The sequence below is a fragment of the Elstera sp. genome, from assembly GCF_044372965.1.
Taxonomy (GTDB): Bacteria; Pseudomonadota; Alphaproteobacteria; order Elsterales; family Elsteraceae; genus Elstera.
In genome coordinates this window covers 1-4,312 of sequence record NZ_JBILQX010000246.1, presented here as the reverse complement: position 1 = coordinate 4,312, position 4,312 = coordinate 1, and the positions used below count along the sequence as shown (strand labels likewise).

General features: G+C 62.5%; 4 protein-coding genes. 2 read left to right on the top strand and 2 right to left on the bottom strand.

What is annotated here, in order from left to right:
• A partial coding sequence (locus ACIQ36_RS18870; RefSeq protein WP_395832232.1) for a carboxyl transferase domain-containing protein occupies nucleotides 1–254 on the bottom strand: 254 nt, incomplete at its 3' end.
• Nucleotides 255–398: 144 nt separating this feature from the next.
• On the opposite strand from ACIQ36_RS18870, the gene ACIQ36_RS18865 reads away from it, so the two are divergent.
• Nucleotides 399–1,811: a short-chain fatty acyl-CoA regulator family protein gene (locus ACIQ36_RS18865; protein ID WP_395832230.1), complete on the top strand. Its 1,413-nt coding sequence runs from the start codon at nucleotides 399–401 to the stop codon at nucleotides 1,809–1,811.
• 200 nt (nucleotides 1,812–2,011) lie between these two features.
• Here ACIQ36_RS18865 and ACIQ36_RS18860 read toward each other — a convergent pair whose 3' ends face one another.
• On the bottom strand, nucleotides 2,012–3,106 hold the full coding sequence (locus ACIQ36_RS18860; protein WP_395832228.1) for a LacI family DNA-binding transcriptional regulator: 1,095 nt from the start codon (nucleotides 3,104–3,106) through the stop codon (nucleotides 2,012–2,014).
• 209 nt (nucleotides 3,107–3,315) lie between these two features.
• Between ACIQ36_RS18860 and ACIQ36_RS18855 the strand changes: the two genes are divergently transcribed.
• The coding region (locus ACIQ36_RS18855) for a dihydroxy-acid dehydratase (RefSeq protein WP_395832226.1) at nucleotides 3,316–4,312 on the top strand (997 nt) is incomplete at its 3' end.

Here is a 4,312-nt window from a genome sequence, read left to right as displayed (position 1 = left end):
TGACGACCGTTGATCGTGCCCCAGCCGGTCACAACCCCATCGCCCGCCACCTTCTGCTGCGCCATGCCGAATTCGGTGGCCCGGTGGGTCACATACATGTCGTATTCTTCAAAGGAGCCTTCGTCGAGCAGCACGTCCAGCCGCTCGCGCGCCGTTAACTTGCCCTTGGCGTGCTGCGCCTCGACGCGGCGCGCGCCCCCGCCTGCCCGCGCTTCGGCCCGTCGTGCTTCCAACTGCTCTAGGACCGCGCGCATGGCTTTTCCTCCCTAAACTCGGGTTGGTTGTAAACCCCCAACTCTGTCGCTTCGGAGTAGGCCAAACGCCGCCGAAAGGAAAGCTTGATGAGGTGACACTGTGGAAGTTATAAAAACGCAAACAGTGAATTGCGAATTTGCGAAATGGCGATCGGAAAACTCTATATCGGGCGCAAGGTGCGCGAAATCCGCGACGGCACGAAGGCGACACAAGCCCAGTTTGCCGAACGCATCGGCATTTCCACGAGCTACCTCAATCAGATCGAGAATAATCAGCGCCCGGTCTCGGCGGCGGTACTGCTGGCGCTGGCCGAAAAATTCCAAATCGATATTGCCGAACTCTCCAGCGGCGAAGGCGACCGGCTGCTGTCCGCCCTCTCCGAAGCCCTGTCGGACCCTTTGTTCGAAACCTATTCGCCCACCGCACAGGAATTGAAGCTGGTGGTGCAAAACGCCCCCGGCCTCGCCCACGCGCTCATCTCCTGTCACCAAGCCTATCGGCGCAACAGCGAGCAGCTTGCGAGTTTCGATGACCGCTTAGGCGGGGCCACCGCCTTCACCGAAACCACGCCTTACGAAGAAGTGCGCGACTTTTTCCACTTCGTTGATAATTACATCCATGATCTCGACGTGATGGCGGAAAAACTGGCGGAAAGCCTGAGTTTGGGCGAAGGCGACAATCACGCCATCCTCACCGGGTTCCTGGAGAAAAATTTCTCCGTGCGCGTGGCGCGCGGCGCGGCGGGGGAAGAGACCTTGCGCCACTACGATCCGCGCGCCCGGTTGCTCACCCTCAACCCCTATGCGCCAACGCCGACGCGCGATTTCCAAATCGCCTTCCAGATTGCCCAGCTTTACGCCGCCGAGGCGATCCAGGGCATCGCCACGGCGGCAGGGTTCCGAACCGAAGAAGCCACCGAGATTTGCCGCATAGGCCTCTATAACTACTTCGCCGGCGCGCTGCTACTGCCCTACCGCGCCTTCCTGACCGCCGCGCGCACCCTGCGCCACGACCTCGACCTGTTGGCCGTGCGCTTTGGGGCCTCGCTAGAGCAAGTCTGCCATCGGCTTAGCACGCTCCAACGCCCCGGCCTAAAAGGGGTTCCGATGTTCTTCGCCCGCATCGACCGCGCCGGGAACATCACCAAGCGCCACAGCGCCAGCAAGCTGCAATTCGCTCGCTTCGGTGCGGCCTGCCCGGTCTGGAACGTCCACCAAGCCTTCGAAACCCCCGGCCGCATTATCCGCCAACTCGCCGAAACCCCAGACGGGGCGCGCTACCTCTGCCTTGCCGCCCAAACCAGTAAAGGCAGCGGTGGCTTCCGCGCCGTTCAACCGCGCTATGCTTTGGCCCTGGGCTGCGAAATCACCTACGCCGACAGCTTCGTTTACGCCGACGACCTCGACCTCGGCAACCGCGCCGCCTTCGAGCCTATCGGCATCTCTTGCCGCATCTGCGAGCGCACCAAATGCGCAAGTCGTGCCATGCCGCCGCTAAAGCGCAAACTCACCGTCAGCCACGATCATCGCGGCGCGCTGCCGTATGGGTTGAGTTGAGAGTGTCAGGGGCGCTGCCCCCGACGCCCCCGCCAAAGGGCTTGCCCTTTGGAAACCGATTTCGTTTTTTTACAGTAATAACAATGTTTTACTGAAAAAAAAATACAGGATAAATGACTAAGGGGATTGCCAAGGGCCTGCCCTTGGCGGGGGTTTTAGGGGGAACCCCTAAATCGGCTCCCCCGGAGCCGACCCACCCCCTACCCGCTCTTCCGCTCCACCAGTAAATGCCCCGTATCGACGATCCGCGCCGTTTCGGGCGGGCGAGCACCGTGAGCACAGGCTTTGATGAGGCGAGCGACTTCGCGGCCAATCAGGTCGCCGGAGGGGCGGATGGTGGTGAGCGGCGGGTTGCTGGTGGAACTAAAGCTCAAATCGCCGAATCCCATGACGGCGAGATCGCCCGGCACGGCGATACTGCGGCGCTGGCATTCGAAGAGAACGCCGAGGGCGATGAGATCGTTGGAGCAGGCGACAGCCTGAAACTCCGAGGGGCTGGCTTGGGCGAGCCCGAGCAGTTGCGCCCCGGCTTCGGCGGTGGCGGGGGCCGGGTGGTTGAGAATTTGCGGTTCGGGCAAGCCAAGGCGCAAGGCTTCGGCGACAAACCCTTCGGCGCGGGCGGCGGCCCTGCGGTCTTGCGCGAGGCGCGCGCCCAAAAAGGCGAGGTTCGTAAACCCTTGTTGGGCGAAATGGCGCGCCGCCGTCGCCCCGACTGCCGCGTGGGAGAAGCCGACCGCCATATCGATGGGCGCGGGCTCCCCCAGCTCCCACATTTCGATTACGGGCACGCCGCCGCCCGCGAGTAGCTTGCGCGCAGCTTTGCTATGATTGAGCCCGGTCAGCACAACCGCTGCCGGTGCCCAGGCAAGCGCCGTGCGGATCAGCGCTTCCTCATCATGTTCCGAATATTCCGAGTGACCGAGCATCACTTGCAACCCGTAGGCGGCAAGCTCGGTTTGCAAGCTGGCCACCGTTTCGGCAAAAAAGGCGTTGCGGATGGAGGGCACGATAACGCTCACCACCCGGCTACCCGCCGCCGCCAGCCCGCCCGCGACGAGGTTCGGCACATAGCCCAAATCCTCAATCGCTTGGGCAATCGCCTGGCTCGCGGCGGGCGAAACCGCATTGGGCTTGCGTAAATACAGCGACACGGTGGAGGATGATACGCCCGCGCGCAAGGCCACCTCCATCATCGTCACCCGCTGCATTTTGCGCCGCGCTCGGCGAACGCGCGGCCCGCCTTCCGCCTCGGCGGGACGGCCATTCGCGGGACTTTTAAGAGCGCTATTATTCATGACGGGATGATTTTCCCTGTTTTTCGGGGAGGCGTCAAGCCAACCTAAACCGCGTTCACAAACCGCCTTTATCATCAACAGGGGGGCTTGCGGGTGTAAAATCGTAGCGCTATTATTTCCAATAACAGCAGGCTGGGTAAAATCGGCACAACCGGGGGAACGCGCAATGGGACGCTTAGAATCGTCAGTGGGATCGAAGGAAAGTTGAGATGAGCCGCCGTTCGCTCGAAAGCCTGCGCAGTCAACGCTGGTTTGCCTCCAACGATATGCGCGGCTTTGCCCACCGCCAGCGCACCCAGCAGATGGGGATGCGGCGCGAGGAGTTTCTCGGCAAGCCCGTGATCGGCATTCTCAATACCTGGAGCGAGATGAGCCCCTGCCACGCCCATTTGCGCCAGCGCGCCGAAGCGGTGAAGCGCGGCGTGTGGCAGGCGGGCGGCTATCCGGTGGAACTGCCCGCGCTCTCGGTCGGTGAGGTGATGGTGAAGCCGACGACGATGCTTTACCGCAATTTCCTCGCGATGGAAGCGGAGGAACTCTTGCGCTCCCACCCCATCGACGGGGCGGTACTGATGGGCGGCTGCGATAAATCCACCCCAGGATTGTTGATGGGGGCCTTTTCAGTCGATCTGCCGGTGATCTATTGCCCAGCGGGGCCGATGTCGAACGGGCAATGGCGCGGCCAGAAAACCGGCGCGGGCACCCATACCAAGAAATACTGGGACGAGTTGCGCGCAGGGAGCATCACGCAAGACGATTGGGTCGATCTGGAGAGCCGCATGACCCGCTCGGCGGGCACCTGCAATACGATGGGCACGGCTTCGACCATGACCTCGATTGTCGATGCGATGGGGCTTACGCTCCCCGGTGCCTCGTCCCTGCCCGCCTGCGACAGTGGCCACCCGCGCATGGCCTCCACCTGCGGCAGCCGCATCGTCGAGATGGTTTGGGAGGATTTGAAACCGTCGGATTTCGTTACCCGCGCCAGCTTCCTGAATGGGCTGGTCGCCTATATGGCCTTAGGTGGGTCCACCAATGCCGCCGTGCATCTGGTCGCAATGGCGCGGCGGTTGGGGATTAGCCTGACGCTGGAGGATATGGACGCGATGGCGGGCCGGATTCCGGTTCTGGCCAACTTGTTCCCCTCCGGCACCTACCTGATGGAGGATTTCTACTTCGCGGGCGGGCTCTCGGCGCTCTTGGCGA

Coding starts and splice junctions, on each gene's coding strand:
- ACIQ36_RS18860 (WP_395832228.1), bottom strand. CDS start 3,106: ATGAATAATAGCGCTCTTAAAAGTCCCGCGAATGGCCGTCCCGCCGAG.
- ACIQ36_RS18865 (WP_395832230.1), top strand. CDS start 399: ATGGCGATCGGAAAACTCTATATCGGGCGCAAGGTGCGCGAAATCCGC.